Source organism: Acidovorax sp. GW821-FHT10A04 (assembly GCF_059415825.1).
In genome coordinates this window covers 292756-307793 of sequence record NZ_JBWKNZ010000004.1, presented here as the reverse complement: position 1 = coordinate 307793, position 15038 = coordinate 292756, and the positions used below count along the sequence as shown (strand labels likewise).

Annotated in this window: 16 protein-coding genes; 7 read left to right on the top strand and 9 right to left on the bottom strand. The window is 67.5% G+C overall.

Annotated elements, in window-relative coordinates:
• Positions 1-70: 70 nt before the first annotated feature.
• A complete protein-coding gene (locus AC07PF_RS11585) occupies positions 71-1024 on the bottom strand; it encodes an aldo/keto reductase (RefSeq protein ID WP_494611933.1) in 954 nt (317 codons plus the stop codon).
• A 312-nt stretch (positions 1025-1336) separates the two neighbouring features.
• Here AC07PF_RS11585 and AC07PF_RS11580 point away from each other — a divergent pair, with 312 nt between their 5' ends.
• The gene (locus tag AC07PF_RS11580; RefSeq protein WP_494611932.1) at positions 1337-2356 is read left to right on the top strand and encodes a hypothetical protein; all 1020 of its coding nucleotides are present in this window, start codon (positions 1337-1339) and stop codon (positions 2354-2356) included.
• Here AC07PF_RS11580 and AC07PF_RS11575 read toward each other — a convergent pair.
• Together AC07PF_RS11575 and AC07PF_RS11570 are read right to left on the bottom strand one after the other, a co-directional pair.
• Positions 2344-2943, bottom strand: a complete 600-nt coding sequence (locus tag AC07PF_RS11575) for a chromate transporter (protein ID WP_494611931.1) — start codon at positions 2941-2943, stop codon at positions 2344-2346. The two genes, AC07PF_RS11580 and AC07PF_RS11575, sit on opposite strands and share 13 nt — an antisense overlap.
• Positions 2940-3542, bottom strand: a complete 603-nt coding sequence (locus tag AC07PF_RS11570) for a chromate transporter (protein ID WP_494611930.1) — start codon at positions 3540-3542, stop codon at positions 2940-2942. The genes AC07PF_RS11575 and AC07PF_RS11570 overlap by 4 nt, the downstream gene beginning before the upstream one ends.
• A gap of 137 nt (positions 3543-3679) precedes the next feature.
• Between AC07PF_RS11570 and AC07PF_RS11565 the strand changes: the two genes are divergently transcribed.
• The 4 genes from AC07PF_RS11565 (at position 3680) to AC07PF_RS11550 (ending at position 7990) form a co-directional block, all read left to right on the top strand.
• Positions 3680-4525 carry a fumarylacetoacetate hydrolase family protein gene (locus AC07PF_RS11565; protein ID WP_494611929.1) on the top strand — a complete coding sequence of 282 codons (846 nt, stop codon included), beginning with the start codon at positions 3680-3682 and terminating at the stop codon, positions 4523-4525.
• 83 nt (positions 4526-4608) lie between these two features.
• Positions 4609-6504, top strand: a complete 1896-nt coding sequence (locus tag AC07PF_RS11560) for a CHASE2 domain-containing protein (protein WP_494611928.1) — start codon at positions 4609-4611, stop codon at positions 6502-6504.
• A 38-nt stretch (positions 6505-6542) separates the two neighbouring features.
• Positions 6543-7064: an SH3 domain-containing protein gene (locus AC07PF_RS11555; RefSeq protein ID WP_145696532.1), complete on the top strand. Its 522-nt coding sequence runs from the start codon at positions 6543-6545 to the stop codon at positions 7062-7064.
• Positions 7061-7990: a M48 family metalloprotease gene (locus AC07PF_RS11550; RefSeq protein ID WP_007858716.1), complete on the top strand. Its 930-nt coding sequence runs from the start codon at positions 7061-7063 to the stop codon at positions 7988-7990. Before AC07PF_RS11555 ends, AC07PF_RS11550 begins: the two co-directional genes overlap by 4 nt.
• 94 nt (positions 7991-8084) lie before the next feature.
• On the opposite strand, the gene AC07PF_RS11545 is transcribed toward AC07PF_RS11550, so the two are convergent.
• Complete coding sequence (locus AC07PF_RS11545) at positions 8085-8369, bottom strand: 7(1) septoil knot domain-containing protein (RefSeq protein WP_145696533.1); 285 nt, start codon at positions 8367-8369, stop codon at positions 8085-8087.
• Between the two features lie 170 nt (positions 8370-8539).
• Positions 8540-9157 (bottom strand): hypothetical protein, encoded by a 618-nt coding sequence (locus AC07PF_RS11540; RefSeq protein WP_494611927.1) that lies wholly within the window; start codon positions 9155-9157, stop codon positions 8540-8542.
• A 161-nt stretch (positions 9158-9318) separates the two neighbouring features.
• Here AC07PF_RS11540 and AC07PF_RS11535 point away from each other — a divergent pair, with 161 nt between their 5' ends.
• A complete protein-coding gene (locus AC07PF_RS11535) occupies positions 9319-10689 on the top strand; it encodes a PQQ-dependent sugar dehydrogenase (RefSeq protein WP_494611926.1) in 1371 nt (456 codons plus the stop codon).
• A 45-nt stretch (positions 10690-10734) separates the two neighbouring features.
• On the opposite strand, the gene AC07PF_RS11530 is transcribed toward AC07PF_RS11535, so the two are convergent.
• The 3 genes from AC07PF_RS11530 to AC07PF_RS11520 form a co-directional block, all read right to left on the bottom strand.
• Positions 10735-11775, bottom strand: a complete 1041-nt coding sequence (locus AC07PF_RS11530; protein ID WP_494611925.1) for a phytanoyl-CoA dioxygenase family protein — start codon at positions 11773-11775, stop codon at positions 10735-10737.
• An 83-nt stretch (positions 11776-11858) separates the two neighbouring features.
• A complete protein-coding gene (locus AC07PF_RS11525) occupies positions 11859-12842 on the bottom strand; it encodes a tripartite tricarboxylate transporter substrate-binding protein (protein ID WP_494611924.1) in 984 nt (327 codons plus the stop codon).
• A 39-nt stretch (positions 12843-12881) separates the two neighbouring features.
• On the bottom strand, positions 12882-13550 hold the full coding sequence (locus tag AC07PF_RS11520) for a DJ-1/PfpI family protein (protein ID WP_494611923.1): 669 nt from the start codon (positions 13548-13550) through the stop codon (positions 12882-12884).
• Positions 13551-13655: 105 nt separating this feature from the next.
• Between AC07PF_RS11520 and AC07PF_RS11515 the strand changes: the two genes are divergently transcribed.
• Entirely contained in the window at positions 13656-14666 is a 1011-nt protein-coding gene (locus tag AC07PF_RS11515) for a GlxA family transcriptional regulator (protein WP_494611922.1), read from the top strand.
• A gap of 99 nt (positions 14667-14765) precedes the next feature.
• On the opposite strand, the gene AC07PF_RS11510 is transcribed toward AC07PF_RS11515, so the two are convergent.
• Positions 14766-14969: a YjfB family protein gene (locus AC07PF_RS11510; protein WP_007858707.1), complete on the bottom strand. Its 204-nt coding sequence runs from the start codon at positions 14967-14969 to the stop codon at positions 14766-14768.
• Positions 14970-15038: the final 69 nt, after the last annotated feature.

The window sequence follows — 15038 nt, the reverse complement described above, 5'->3', positions numbered from 1 at the left end:
CTTTTTCATGCCTGCTGCCGGGTTTGCATCAGCCCCACGGTGTGTGCTGCTCCCGTAGGGCCTGGCCCGTTCATTCTGCGCTTGCTGCGCCCAAGGTCGCAAGGGCCTCGGCGTCCAGTGTGAGCTGGCTGGCCTTCACCAGGTCCTGCAGCTGCGCCAGCGAGGTGGCGCTGGCGATGGGCGCGGTGATGCCCGGCTGCACGATCTGCCAGGCCACCGCCACCTGGCCCGGCGTGGCGTCCAGGCGCGCGGCCACGGTGTCCAGCGCGGCCAGGATGCGCAGGCCGCGTTCGTTGAGGTACTTGGCCGTGGTGTTCTTGCCGCGGGCGCTCTTGGCGGCGTCGGCCTCGGTGCGGTACTTGCCGGTCAGAAAGCCCGCCGCCAGCGCATAGAAGTTGATCACGCCCACGTTGTGCTCCACGCACAGCGGCTGCAGTTCCTTCTCGAACACGGCGCGGTCGTACAGGTTGAACAGCGGCTGCAGGCTCTCGTAGCGGGCCAGGCCCAGGTTGTCGCTGGTCTTGAGAGCCTCTGCCAGGCGTGCCGCCGTGAAGTTGGAGGCGCCGATGGCGCGCACCTTGCCGGCCTTGATGAGGTCGCTGTAGGCGCCCAGCGTGTCGGCCAGCGGCACCGTGGCATCGTCGTCGTGCGACTGGTAGAGGTCGATGTGGTCGGTCTGCAGGCGCTTGAGCGAGGCGTCCACCGCCTGGCGGATGTATTCGGGGCGCAGGCCCACCTTGCCGTCGCCCATGTCCTTGCCGACCTTGGTGGCCAGCACGATGCGGTTGCGCTTGCCGTTCTGCTTGAGCCAGCGGCCGATCACGGCCTCGGACTCGCCGCCCGTGTGGCCCGGCACCCAGCGCGAATACACATCGGCCGTGTCGATGAAGTTGAAGCCTGCGTCCACCCAGGCGTCGAGCAGCCGGAACGAGGTGGCCTCGTCGGCTGTCCAGCCGAAGACATTGCCGCCAAAGCACAAGGGGGAGACTTGCAGGCCCGAGCGGCCCAGGGAACGGAGATTCATGGAGCGGGATTCCTTGGATGGGAAGGTTGAGCACTTGGCCAGCGGCATTGTTGCCGCTTTTGGCGAGCGCTGCAGGCGGACAGCGCCGTTGGCCTCGAGAGGCGGGTGGCATGCGGCCGGCTTGTGCGTGATGTTGTTCACGGCAGGGGCATCTGCCGTCCTGGCGGTCTATGGACTGCAGGGTCCTGCGAAGAGGACACTTCGCCCAGCCGCAGGGAACCCGTGCCCTGCAGGCCTTGGCTGGTACCCACGGGGATATCTGGCAAGCCCGGATCTGCAGAGCTCCTGGTCTACGCCTTCACTGGAGAAACCATGATGCGATCATCTATCAGGCGCTTTGCAGCGCTGGCACTCGGCGTATCGGTTGCCGCCACCGCCCAGGCGCAACTGTCGGTACGTCCTTCCAGCCGCGACGCGGCGCGGCAATGGCTTGAAAGTTCGTTCCCCTCCCTTTTTCCATCCGGCGCCGGGCAGGACGGAATGGCCGGGCCCTATGCCTACCGGTTCTACCCATCGGTAGGCAATGCCTTTGCCTTCAGCGAGGGCCGGTTTCTCGTGGCCAGCCAGACCCAGACTGCGGGGCAGATCGTGGACCTCACGGCCGCCATGTGCCAGCTCAACGCCGCGCTGTGCGAGACCACGTACGTGCCGTCCCCGGGCACGGGCACCGGGGCCGCCTCGGATTGCTTCAACCCGGTGCTGTTGCAGCAGGGCACGACCTACCGCTGGGACTGGCAATCCAGCGACGGCGCCGTGCAGTTCAGCACCGAGGGCCGCATCAACGGCCCCGCCAGCTTTGCCGGGCAGTCGGGGCTGATCGAGACCGAGCGCACGGTCCTGGTGAGCAAGGCGGGCGTCACCTCGTTCAATGCCCGCGTGTGGGAGTACGACAAGCTGGAAAGCACCCCGCAGGGACCGGTGCTGCTGCGCTACGGCAGCACCGCCCGCGTGGAAGCGCCGATTGCCGGGATGAGGACCACCATGGTGCTCGACCCGGTCAACCGCGTGCGCGACTTTGCGCTGGCGCTCAACGAGAGCTACACGATCAACGAGGTGCGCCAGACCACCATGGAACTCCCCGGGCTGCCGACCCAGACCAGCACCCTGCGCGAAGCCCAGACCATCACCTACCGCGGCCAGGAAAGCGTGACCGTGCCCGCCGGCACCTACATGGCCTGCAAGTTCGAATGGACCAACGGCGCGCGTGTGTCGGCAGGGTGGACGGCCAAGGGCACCGGCCTGCCCCTGGTGATCACCGGCGACGATGGCGCAGGCAACCCCATCACGCTGTACATCAAGTCCAGCTCGCACATCAACGGTCACCCCATATAGCCGAGCGCGCCCAGCAGGGCGCCGGCGCCCAGCATCCACAGCAGGTGCAGGCGCGTCTTCCACACCAGCAGCATGGTCACCACGGTCGCCAGCCACAGCGGCCAGGCGCTGGCCAGGCCACCGTGGGCCTGGGCCAGCACCCAGGTGGTGGCCAGCAGCAGGCCGATCACCACCGGCACCATGCCCTGCTTGAAGGCGCGCACGCCACGGCGCTCGCGGTTGCGGTGGCCCCAGCGCGTGGCCAGCCAAGTCAGCAGGCTGCTGGGCAGCATCACGCCCAGCATGCACAGCCCCATGCCCAGGGCACCCAGGGCCCAGCCCAGCGGGCCCGTGCCGCCCGCGTTCAGGCCCACATTCCAGCCCAGCAGCGCGATGAAGAGCACGTTGGGCCCGGGCGCGGCCTGGGCGATGGCAATCGAGGCGTTGAACTGCGGGTCGGCCAGCCAGGCCTGCTTGTCCACCAGGAAGCGGTGCATGTCGGGCGCGGTGGCGATGGCGCCGCCCACGGCCAGCAGGGACAGCGACATGTAGTACAGGAACAGCTGCAGCCAGTCGGCCCAGCCCATGTGGATGGTGGCGCCCGTCATGGTGCGAGCTTTCGCCAGGTGAGCAGGCAAGCCGTGCCGCCCAGCAGCGGCAGGGTCCACACCAGCGGCCAGCGCAGCACGGCCATGGCCACCACCGTGAGCACCGTGATCACCGAGCACACGGCAGGGCCCAGCGGGTGGGTGCGCAGCGTGGCCGACAGCTTGAGGCCCGTGCCCGCGATGAGGCCTGCGGCCACCGCGCCCATGCCGCGCAGGGCGCCGGCCACCGCCGGGTGGCTGGCGAACTGGGCATAGACCACGGCCAGCGACAGCACCAGCATGAGCGGAAACAGCAGCATACCGGCCAGCGCCGCCAGCGCGCCACGCCAGCCGAAGTAGCGGTCGCCGATGGTGATGGAGAGGTTGACCACATTGGGGCCCGGCATGATCTGGGCCACGGCCCATTCCTCGACGAACTCCTCGTTGGTCATCCAGCGCTTGCGCTCCACCAGCTCGCGCTGCACCACGGCCAGCACCCCGCCAAAGCCCTGCAGCGCCAGCCAGGTGAAGGACCAGAACAGGTCGGTGCAATTGCGGGGAGCCGGGCGCGGCTCTGCCAGGAGGGGTGGGACGGGGGAGGGCGGGGTGGCTGGGGCCATGGGGAGCGGGGCAGGCAGGGCAGGAGGCAGGAGACCGGGCGCCATCGCGGCGCCAGGCTGCGATGTTAAACGCCCGGACGGGGAATTGCCCTGCGGGGTATGCTGGCGCCCCTTGCATTTTCGCGACCCATTCCGACATGAAACTCCTCCGCTACGGCCCGCCCGGTGCAGAGCGCCCCGGCCTGCTGGACGCCCAGGGCGTGCTGCGCGACCTCTCCATGCTGTTGCCCGACCTGGGGCCAGCCCAGCTCAACCCGCGCACGCTGGCGGCCCTGGCCGCCATCGACGCCACCCGCCTGCCGGCCGTGGAAGGCACGCCGCGCCTGGGCTCCCCCGTGGGCGGGGTGGGCAAGATCGTCTGCGTGGGCCTGAACTACGCCGACCATGCGGCCGAGGCCGGCATGCAGGCGCCGGCCGAGCCGGTGCTGTTCATGAAGGCCGTCACCTCGCTCAGCGGCCCGAACGACGCGGTGCGCATTCCGCCCGGTTCGCAGAAGACCGACTGGGAGGTGGAGCTGGGCCTGGTCATCGGCACACGCGCCAGCCACGTCAGCGAGGGTGTTGCGCTGCAGCACGTCGCGGGCTATGTGCTGGCCAACGACGTGTCCGAGCGCTCCTACCAGATCGAGCGCGGCGGCCAGTGGGTCAAGGGCAAGAGCTACGACACGTTCGCCCCCATCGGCCCCTGGCTGGTGACGGCCGACGAGGTGGCCGACCCGCACGCGCTGGACCTGTGGCTCGAAGTCAATGGCCAGCGCGTGCAAAACGGCAACACGCGCAACTTCATCTTCGGCCTGCCCACGGTGATCTGTTACATCAGCCAGTTCATGACGCTGGAGCCCGGCGACATCGTGCTCACCGGCACGCCCGCCGGCGTGGGCCTGGGCCAGAAGCCCGCGCCCTGGTTCCTCAAGCCCGGCGACGTGGTGCGCCTGGGCGCCACTGGGCTGGGCGAGCAGCGGCAGGTCTGCTCGGGCGGTTGATGGCCTTGGGGGAGTAGGGCGGGCACAACGCGCAGGGTCGATGCGCTTGCGGCCCGCAAAGCGGGGCGTGGATACTCTCGGCTGTGTCCTCTGCCCCATCCCCCCATTCCTCGTCGGTGCTCACCCGGCTGCGCCAGCGCTTCGGCCGCAGCGCGCTGTATGCCGGGCTGTGCCTCATGCTCTGCGCGCTGGCGCTGTTCGAGGTGACCACCTGGCACAAGCTCGATGCCCTCGACAACCGGGTGGGGGACGCCTTGCTGCGCTGGCATGCGGACAGCCGCACGCCGCCGGACGACATTGTCGTGGTCGATATCGACCAGGTGTCGTTGGTCAATCCACAGATGCTCGACGTGGCCGGCAAGTGGGTGTGGCCGCGGGTCATCCATGCGGAAATGATCTCGGCGCTGGTGGCCCAGCAGCCGCGCGCCATCGTGCTCGACCTGATCCTGACCCAGCCGGACCGTTTCCGCCCCGAAAACGACGTGGAGCTGGCCAAGGCCCTGGCATTCGAGCATGCCTTCATCCCCATGGTGCTGGAAGAAAACACCGAGCAGAAGGCCCCGCTGACGATGGCGCCGCCGGCCATGGGCATACGCCCGCTGGAGAACGCGGACCCTGAAGCGGCCTATGGGATCGAAGGCCCGCTCTCGCTGCCGGCCGAGGTCTGGCGCACGGGGTACATCAATTTCATCAAGGACCGAGACGGTATCGGTCGCCGCACCGAGGTGGGCCGGGAAACCCAGGGGTGGTGGATTCCGCACATCATCGGCCGGGTTGCCGATGCCCTGCAGCTGCCCCAGCCCAGAAAGCCGGGCTTTCGGCTGAACTGGTATGGCTCGGAATTCACGCGCATTTCCTACGCCGATGCCTACCTGGCCACCCAAACGGGTGATCGCAAGCTGCCTTTCGACGCGCGGGGCAAGATCATCGTGATTGGCGCAACGGCCAGCGGCATTCTGGATTTCGTGCCCACGCCCATGGATGCCACCACGCCAGGGCCCTTCGTGCTGGCGACTGGGCTGGCCAATCTGCAGAACAACGAATGGTTGCGCGAGGCACCGGACTGGGCCAACCCGACCCTGGTGCTGATCCTCATCTTCGGCCTGGCGCTGGCCTTCGTGGTGCGCGTATCACCCACTTGGGTGGTCATGGGCTACGGGGCGCTTGCTGCGGCGGCCATCGGGGGAAGCGTCGTGGCTTTGCAGGAAGCGAATGTGTATTGGATGCCCGTGTCCTCCCTGGTGCTGGGCGCCGTCGCGCTGCTGGCCTTCGGCTTGCTCTCGTCGCGGCTGGAGATGGGGCAGCGGCGCCACGTACAGGCCATGTTCTCGCGCTTCGTTGACCCCCGCATCGTGCAGGATCTGTCAGAAACGGTGGCCGAAGCCGAGGTGTCCGCCAGCCGCGAGATCACGCTGCTGTTCTCGGACATCCGGGGCTTCACCAGCCTGTCGGAACACCGCAAGCCCGAGGAGATCGTGAACATCCTCAACCGCTACTTCGAGATGCAGGTGGAGGTGATCTTTCGCTACCAGGGCACGCTCGACAAGTTCATCGGCGATGCCATCATGGCCTTCTGGGGGGCACCCATCGCCCAGCCCAACCACGCCGTGCTGGCCGTGGAGGCGGCGCTGGGCATGGCCGACGCGCTGCAGCGCTTTGCCGACGACATGGCGCGCGAGGACCCGACGGCCAAATTCGACATCGGCATCGGCGTGCACACGGGCTCGGCCGTGGTGGGATTCCTGGGCACTTCGCGCCGGCTGGACTACACCGCAATCGGCGATGCCGTCAACCTGTGCAGCCGCATCGAAGGTTGCACAAAAGGGATAGCCCGGGTTTTGGTTTCCGAGTCGACAAGAGCACAATGTGGGGAAACATTTGTTTTCATTGACCGCGGCGATTTCGAGGTGAAAGGCCGCGACCAGGCGGTGCGGCTTTTCGAGCCGCAGCGCAGGTCCAGTGGAGGGGCGCCGGAATGATCTGGCGCATAGGTATCGTCATACAGAGGAGAAGGAAAGTGAACACATCATTCGTGGGCCTGTTGAAGGGCCTGCTCATTGCGCTGCTGCTGGGGTTGGGCCTCGGCGCGCATGCCCAACAGCTGGAAGTCACCGTGGCCACCGAGCTGCGCGCGACGCCGGCGCTGGACGGCAAGGTCCTGGTCAAGCTGGCCAAGGGCAACAAGCTCGAACAGACCTCGGCACAGGAGGGCTGGGTCAAGGTCAAGTTCGGCCGCACCGAAGGCTGGGTGCGCGTGACCCATGTGAAATCCCTGGAAGCTGCGGCCCCCGCCGCGTCCGCCCCCGCCAGCTCGGGCACCAACCTGGCGAGCATGTTCTCGGCTCCCAGCCGCGGTGCAACGGCAACCACCGGAACCCGAGGCCTCACCGAAGAACAGCTGGCCAATGCCCAACCTGCACCGGCTGAAATGGCCCAGTTGGAGAAGTACGCCATCAACATGGGCCAGGCCGAAGCCTTTGCGCGCAGTGGCAAGGTTGTGGCACAGAAGATTGACGCCTACACCGGAGCAGAAAAATGAAGATCCAACGCTTGAAGGCCGCCGCGCTGGCGCTGGCCACGGTCGTGCTGCTGACCGGTTGTGAAACCATGCCGCAGGCTGGCGGCTCTGGTGGCCTGAATGTTCTTTCGTCCGCGCTGGGCGGTGGCTCCGGCGGTGGTTCGCGTGCGGGCGGCGTGCTGGATGTCATCCAGGGCGCGTCGGCCGCGTTCAAGGACTACACCGCAGAAGAGCAACGTGCACTGGGCAATGACTTCTCGTCCGTGCTGCTGGGCGCACGCCCCCTGCTGCGCAACGAGGCCGTGCAGCGCTATGTGAACCAGGTCGGCTGGTGGGTGGCGGCGCAGGCAGAGAAACCCAAGGACAAGGACGGCAAGGAGATCCAGTTCGCCTGGCGCTTTGGCGTGATCGATTCCGACGCCGTGAATGCCTATGCCACGCCTGGTGGCTTCGTGTTCGTGACCGTCGGCCTGATGCGCCAGCTCAAGTCCGAATCGGAATTGGCAGGCGTGCTGGGCCACGAGATCGCCCACGTGACGCGCGGCCACTACCTGGCTGCGCTCAAGAAGGGCGGTTTTGCCCAGGCGGTGGGTGGCGTGGTGCAGGCCCGCTCTGGCAATGCCATGGTGAGTTCCGCCATGGTGAATTTTGCCAAGAACCTGTATTCCAAGGGCTTGGACCAGGGTGACGAGTTCGACGCTGACCGCCAGGGCGTGCTGTATGCCGCCCGTGCTGGCTATGCACCCGTCGGCCTGCCCACGGTGCTGAACATGTATGCGACCGGCTCCAGTGCCGACCAGAACTTCACGCTGCTGTTCAAGACCCACCCCGCGCCCAAGGACCGTCTGGAGAAGCTGCAACCCTTCATGAGCAGCAAGTTCTCGACCGTGGCATCGAACGTGAGCAACGAAGCACGCTACGACGCCATCAAACGCCAGCTGCGTTGATTCCTCGCAGGGGCGGCCAGCCGGTCGCCAATGGCAAAAACCCCTGCCGGGCAATGCGTGGCAGGGGTTTTTCTTTTGGCGCGGGCAATGGTGCTCAGCCCATCTTGCCTACAAACTTGTGCGCCGCATTGCGCCAGCCCGCCTGCTCGGGGTACTTGACCTGGAAGGCCTTGATGTCGGCCTGGCCCTCGTACTTCACCTTGAAGATCTTGAAGCTGGCCTGGCTGTCGTAGTCGACGAAGAGCCACTTGGCATCGCCCTGGGCCTGCTGTTCGTACGGCGTTTCGTACCAGCACAGATCGGCCTGGCTTTCGTAGGCCACTTCGCAAACGGTTGCATCGGCCTGGTTTTCGTACTTGGTGACCAGAATCTTCGCCATGGAGGTTCCTCTGTGCAGGCTGTGGTGTGGCAGCTTAAAAGTCACGGAGGCGAGAGCGCTCCGTCCACCAAAGATTATCCAAAAAACCGTGAAATATTCCACGGACCCGCCATGCGTCACATCTGGATACTTTGTGGCCGTTTTTTTGTCTTTTTTGCGCCGCCCCGCACCTATTCGACTTGCGCCGTCTCCACATAGATCAGCTCGCACGAGTTGGCGCCGGAATCGCCGCGGGTGAGCGAACTGGTCCAGCGCCAGCCGCCTGGGTGCGTGACTTCCACCAGCTGGCCGGTGATGCGGACGAAACTGCCCTTGCGCGCTTTCTTGAGCGCCCGCTCCACGGCCGCGTTGGCAGGGATCAGGTGCATGTTGGCCGAGGATTCGATGATCTCCTGCAGCGGAATCGGTGGCTGGTTGGACCAGGAGTAGCGGTACCAGCGCCCGCCCTGCGTGATGTTCAATGGCTCGTAGACAGCGGGTTCGGCCATGCGCCGCCAGCCCAGGGCCAGGTCCACGGGGGAGAGATCGGCTTCGCGGCCAAAGGAGTACTCCTCGCGCCCCAGCACCCGCGCCCGGATGGCGAATTGGGCGAGCGGCCTGACCTGGTATCCCTGCAGCGCAAAGGGGGCGGAGCTGGTGGCGGTCTGCTGCGGCACCTCGGCAAACACCTGCTGCGTGGCCGACTGGCCCTGCAGCTTCCTGTCCACCCGGCCCAAGCGCAGCTTCTCGACGGCGAAAAAGCCGATGAACAGGATGATCGCCAGCAGGACAACGGTCTTGAGTCTCATGGAAGCTTCTTGCGGCAGCGCAAAGCAAAGGGGGCTGGGCGCTGGGGGTGGCGGAAATAAATGTAACGCGGGGCTGCGCATTTTGCGCGATCGGCTGACAGGGCGTGCCTGCCTGCCCCTGCACACTGCCCCCATCCCCCGCCACCAGAAAGCCCGCCGCCATGCCACCTCTCTCTTCCCCGACATCGCGCTCTTGGCCGGTGTTGCTCACGGGCACGGTGCTGGCAGCCAGTCTGGCCGCTTGCGGTGACACCGCCATCCTCTCGCCCGAGCAGGGCATGGGCAAGTCGCCCACCCTGCCGGCGCCCCACCAATCGCTGATCCCCACGCTGCACATCGCCCCGGCCAAAGGCTGGCCCGAGGGCACCATGCCCAGCGCCAGCCTGCCGGGCCTGTCGGTCACCCCGCTGGCCACCGGGCTGGACCACCCGCGCTGGGTGCTGGTGCTGCCCAATGGCGACGTGCTGGTGGCCGAAAGCCAGGCGCCGCCCAAGGGCGAGGGTGCCCCTTCGGGCGGGGTGTTCGGCGCGGTCCGGGGCTGGGTCATGAAGACCGTGATGGGCAAGGCCGGCTCGGGAAAACGCCCCTCGGCCAACCGCATCACGCTGCTGCGCGACGCCGATGGCGACGGCAAAGCCGAAACCAGGAACGTATTCCTGCAAGACCTGAACTCGCCGTTCGGCATGGTCTTGGTGGGCAAGGAACTCTATGTGGCGAATGCCGATGCGGTCGTGCGCTTTCCCTACGAACCCGGCCAGACCCGCATCACGGCGGCGGGCACCAAGCTGGTGGACCTGCCCGGCGGCCCCATCAACCACCACTGGACCAAGAACCTCATCGCCAGCGCCGACGGCAGCAAGCTCTACGTCACCGTGGGTTCCAACAGCAACGTCGGCGAGAACGGCATGCAGGCCGAAGAGGGCCGTGCCGCCATCTGGGAGGTGGACCGGGCCAGCGGCTCCCACCGCATCTTTGCCAGTGGCCTGCGCAACCCCAATGGCCTGGGTTGGGCGCCGGGCAGCGGCGCGCTATGGACGGTGGTCAACGAACGCGACGAGATCGGCAGCGACCTGGTGCCCGACTACCTCACCTCGGTGAAGGACGGCGCCTTCTACGGCTGGCCCTACAGCTACTACGGCCAGCATGTGGACGAACGCGTGAAGCCGCCGCGGCCCGACCTGGTGGCCAAGGCGGTGGCACCCGACTATGCCCTGGGCTCGCACGTCGCGCCGCTGGGCCTGGCGTTCGCGCAAGGGCCGGCCCTGGCGCCCCAACTGGCCAGTGGCGCCTTCGTGGGCGAGCATGGCTCCTGGAACCGCAAGCCGCGCAGTGGCTACAAGGTGGTGTTCGTGCCCTTTGCTGACGGCCAGCCTGCGGGCCTGCCCATCGACGTGCTTGCGGGCTTTGTCAGCCCGGACGGCGATGCCTATGGCCGGCCGGTGGGTGTAGCCATGGATGCGCGCGGCGGCCTGCTGGTGGCCGATGACGTGGGCAATGCCGTCTGGCGCGTGGGTGCTGTGCCGTCGAAGTAAGGCAACCGGCAACCCTGGCCGGGAGGGGCGGCCCTTGCCGGATGGTCACACCCAGTCGTCGCTGGCCGGTACCTCTGCCGGGAACATGTTGATGTACTGCACCAAGCGGGGTTGGGTGGCCCGATTCGGGCTGGGCCCGTGGGGCAGGGCCTGGTGCCAGATCACCAGATCGCCCGCTCCCGCACCGATGGGGCGGGCGCCAAGGGCGTTGAAGTCCTGGCGGCGCGGGTCGGCACCCGGCGGCAGGCTGGCCAGCCACGGACCCACCCGGCGGTGGAAGCCGGGCACCACGGTCAGGCCGCCCTGTTCCGGCAATGTGTCCGTGAGGTAGAGGATGCCCTGCGTGCAGAACGGTATCGGCTGCGCCAGGCTCACGTCCCAATGCATGCCCTGGGCGCTGTAGGTATGGCCTGGGCGCTCGGGCGGATTGAAGCCGCAGCGGTCCGTGCTGCGCCACAGGTCGGCTGTGCCCCACAGCTGGGCAAAGGCCTTGTGGATGCGCAGCGAACGGCGGTTTTTCTCGAAGGCCGGGTGCTGGAACAGCTGCACCATGACATTGCGCGGGGCGTTCGGGTACCAGGAGTCCACATCGCCCGGGGTGGCGCCCACGGCATCCCACACCACCTGCGCGGCAGCCGCGCTGTCATCGGCCGGCACGGCCTGCCGCAGGACCACGTAGCCATGTTCTTCCCAATGGGCCAGGTCGGCCGCGCCGAGCACGGGCGGCATGGCGTCGATCCGGGCATGCAGCTCCAGGATGGCGTCGGGTTGCGGGCCCCCATCGACCAATGCCTGGATGCGCGCCACGGTGGCGGCATCGGGGGCTCCCGCGGTGTGCACGATCCAGTCTTCGAAACCGGCGAAATCCGGTGCCTCGCGCAGCACGTGCTGCATGGCCTGCTCCAGCCCCAGGCCCATGGCGGCCAGAACGACCTGGGTGCGGTGCGCCTCCTGCATGCCTGTTCCCGCCTTGCCCTGGCGCGCCGCCATGAGGCTGGACCAGCAGCGCTTGAGGTAGGGCACCTGCAGGATGCCACGGTCATGGGCGGAGCAAAGGGGATCAGTGGAATGGGGTGCTGGGGACATGCAAGGCTCAAAGGCGGGTGGTGGTGCGGGCACTCCTTTGTAGCAGCCTGCGCATGTCCGGCCAAGCAATGCACCCAGACCGCTTACTGGGGCACGAACCCGCTTTGCGCGACCAGCGCCCCCAGGGCTTTGGACACCTGCGCCAGGCGCTGGGCCTGCTCGGCGGGTGTGCCTGCGGCCGGCGTCATGGCGCTGGCCTGCAGCTTGGCCACCACCTCGGGCAGGGCCAGCACCTGGTTCAACGCCGTGTTGTAGCGCGCCACGGTCGCATCCTGGAGCCCGGCGGGGGCGTACAGGCCCAGGAAGTCGCTGGTTGCATCCAGGCTCGCAAGGCCCGCCTGTGCGAAGGAGGGCACGCCGGGCAGCAAGGGGGTGGCGCGGCTGACCGCCAGAATGCGCAGCTTGCCCGCCTTCTGGTGCTGCAGGAAGTCCGAGATGCCTGACACACCTGCCGAAATCTGCCCTGCCAGCAGGTCGGTCACCATGGGCGTGGCGCCGCGATAGGCCACGGGCACGATGTCGGCCTTGAGGTGGCGCGCCACTTCGCCAGCGATGAACTCCGGCGCGGACGCCGGCGCCGGCACGCCGATGCTGGCGTCGCTGCGGCGGCTGGCGAACCAGGTGCCCAGTTCCGCCAGATTGCTCGCCCCGGTCTTGGGGTGCACGGCCAGCGCCAGTTCGAAGTTGGCCACTGCGCCCAGGGGCCGGAAGTCGGTGGTGGGCGCAAATCCCGGCGCCTTCATGGTCAGCGGCACCATGGCCACCGTGTGCGTGTTGCTCAGGAAGACCACCGACCCGTCCGCAGGCGCCGCCTTGAGCGCCTGGGCCGCAATCTGACCACCCGCGCCGGGCTTGTTGTCCACCAGCACGGGCTGGCCCAGTTGCACGGCCAGCTTTTCGGCCACGATGCGTGCCGCCGTATCGGCCGGGCCACCGGGTGGGTAGCCCACCAGCATGCGGATGGGGCCGCTGTAGGTTTGCGCGGCGGCCGACAGGGGCAGTGCCAGCAGCGCCACCTGCAGGCAGCGGCGGCGGGACAGGGCGAGGGGGGCATCAGGGTGGAGCATGGCGTTGTTTCTCTCTCTGGCAAGGGGCGTTGTGTCGGATCAGGCGGCCTGGCGCTCGGTGAGCAAGGCGCGGCGCCGTTCCACGATGGGGTGCAAGCGGGCCCGGGCGGCTTGCACCAGGGGCGCGGGCGCCTTGTGCGGCGATCCGGTGTCGAAAGGCGGCTTGGGGTCGTACTCGGCAAACAGCTGGATGCCCTGGGCCACGTCGGCGCTGCTGGCCAGTGCAATGGCCTGCAGCGCGCAGTCGATGCCCGAGGTCATGCCGGCACCGGTGAGGCGGTTGCGGTCTACCACCACGCGCTCGTCCACCGGCGTGGCGCCCACCAGGGAGAGCAGGGCGTGCGATCCCCAGTGGCAGGTGGCGCGGTAGCCCTGCAGCAGGCCGGCGGCACCCAGCACCAGCGGGCCCGTGCAGATGCCCACGATCCACTGCGCGCCCGCAGCCTGCTGCGCCAGGAAGGCCAGGGTTTCCTCGTCGCTGAGCAGGGCCTCGATGCCTGGCCCGCCGGGTACCACCAGCATGTCGAGTGGGCCGCAGCTGTCAAAGGATGCCGTGGGGCGGAATTCCCAGCCCAGCTCGGTGCGGATCGGGTCGGTGTGCTTCCACACCAGGTGCAATTGCGCGCCGGGTATGCGCACCAGCAGGTCGGCGGGCGCGACGTAGTCGATGGCGGTGATGTCCGGGAATACAAGCATGCCGATGTTCATGGTGTTGGCTTTCGTTGGTGTCGGGATGGCTCCACTGTAGGATCGGGTGGTTTGTCCGTCAGGACGCAAGCACCACGATTTCTGCCAACCCGGATCGCGACTTCCATGGACAAACCCCTGCACCAGGTCTGGTTCCTCGTGTTCGACCAGTTCCAGCTGCTCGATGTGAGCGGGCCGCTGCAGGTGTTCGCCACGGCCAACGACGAGCTTCGGCTGGCGGGCCGGCCGGCGCTGTACGAGACGGGCGTCTACGGGCTCGAGGGTGGCGCGACCCGCAGCTCCAGCGGGGTCGAGGTGCTTGCGCGGCCCTTGCCGAAGCGGCTGTCCCGAGCCGTGCAGACCCTGGTGGTGCCCGGGGGGCCCGGGGTGTTCCGGCCGGCGGCACCGTCGTGCGAAGCCGCCGACATGCCTGCGGCAGCCGCCCTGGCGCGGTGGATCCGGCTGGCGTCACCGCGCATCGAGCGGCTGGCGTCGGTGTGCACGGGCGCCTTCGTGCTGGCGCACACCGGCGTGCTCGATGGCGCCGGTGCGGTGACCCACTGGGCCGCCTGCGAGCACCTGTCGTCCCGATTTCCAGCCGTTGCGGTGCAGCCCGATGCCATTTATTTCCGCCAGGGGCGGGTGTGGACCTCGGCCGGGGTCACAGCCGGCATCGACATGGCGCTGGGCATGGTCGAGGCCGACGTGGGCCGCGACATCGTGATGGCCGTGGCCAAGAAACTGGTGGTGTTCTACAAGCGCCCGGGCGGGCAGTCGCAGTTCAGCAGCGCGCTGCTGGAGCAGACCGCAGGCGACGAGCGCATCTCACGGCTGCATGCCTGGATTGCCGAGCACCTGCGCTCCGACCTCAACGTGGCACGCATGGCCGACCAGATGGGCATGACCCTGCGCACCTTTGCGCGTTTTTACACCGCCCAGACCGGCACCACGCCGGCCCATGCGGTGGAGCGCATCCGCCTGGAGAAGGCCTGCCGCCTGATTGAAGCCCACCGGCACAGCAACAAGGCCATTGCCGTGCAGTGCGGCTTCAATTCGGAGGAAGTGATGCGGCGCATGTTCATGCGCCACCTGAATGTCTCGCCCAAAGGCTACCGCGAAAGGTTTGCGCCAGCGTGACGGCCCAGGTGACGCAGGCCAAAAAAATGCCGCCTCTAGGGGCGGCTTTTGAGGGGCTTACCTTGGAGAAAAAGGGAAGATTCCAGTTCGGCGGAGGGATCAGGCGAAGGTATTGAGCTGGGTGCCCAGCGTGCCCGAGGTGGCCAGTGGCGGTTGGGGCAGGGCCTGCAGCAGCGTGGCGGCGGAGTTGGCCTGGATGTCCAGCGCCTTCTTGAGCACCCGAATATTCAGGGCATCTGAATTTTCGCGGCTGGCCAGGGCCGTGGCGGTGCTGACGATGCTGTTGCTGAGTGCGACATCCATGGGGGTTCTCCGTTGCTTGCCGGATTTATCGACATTCTGCTCCCGAAATGCAGTGCGTTTGCGAACTGT